Source organism: Myxococcus sp. CA039A (genome assembly GCF_013336645.1).
Taxonomy (GTDB): Bacteria; Myxococcota; Myxococcia; order Myxococcales; family Myxococcaceae; genus Myxococcus; species Myxococcus llanfairpwllgwyngyllgogerychwyrndrobwllllantysiliogogogochensis.
In genome coordinates this window covers 1-703 of the sequence record NZ_JABUMQ010000726.1, presented here as the reverse complement: position 1 = coordinate 703, position 703 = coordinate 1, and the positions used below count along the sequence as shown (strand labels likewise).

1 protein-coding gene is annotated in these 703 nt (G+C 66.3%); it reads left to right on the top strand.

Annotation, left to right across the window (positions count from 1 at the left end):
* The coding region (locus HR086_RS47290) for an AMP-binding protein (protein ID WP_174468954.1) at positions 1–703 on the top strand (703 nt) is incomplete at both ends.

The window sequence follows — 703 nt, the reverse complement described above, 5'->3', positions numbered from 1 at the left end:
TCCTCGTCAACGGCTACGGCCCCACCGAGAACACCACCTTCTCCGCCACTCACTCGCTGCGGAATGGGGACTCCTTCTCCCGCTCCGTTCCCATCGGCGCTCCTCTCTCCAACTCCTCCGCCTTCGTTCTCGACGCCTCCTTCCAGCCCCTGCCTCCGGGCGTCCCTGGAGAGCTCTTCGTCGGGGGTGACGGCCTTGCTTGGGGTTACCTCAACCGCGCCGACCTCACCGCTGAGCGCTTCGTCCCTCATCCCTTCTCTTCTTCGCCCGGTGCTCGCCTCTATCGCACCGGTGACCGAGTCCGCTGGCTCGCCGACGGCACTCTCGAGTTCCTCGGCCGCTCCGACTTCCAGGTGAAGGTCCGTGGCTTCCGCATTGAGCTGGGCGAAGTCGAGGCCGCTCTCCGCCTCTTCTCTGGCATCCAGGAAGCCGTCGTCCTCGCTCGCGAGGACGTCCCCGGCGACAAGCGTCTCGTCGCCTACTTCACCTCGAACGAGCAGGACGTCGACACGTCCGCGCTCCGCTCATTCCTCTCCCAGCGCCTGCCCGAGTACATGGTGCCGGCTGCTCTCGTCTCCCTCCCGTCCTTCCCTCTCTCCGCCAACGGGAAGCTCGACAGGAAGGCTCTTCCTCCTCCCGACTTCGCCGCAGCTGACGCCTCCGGCGACGACTTCGCCCCTCCCTCCACCCCTGTCTCTTATAC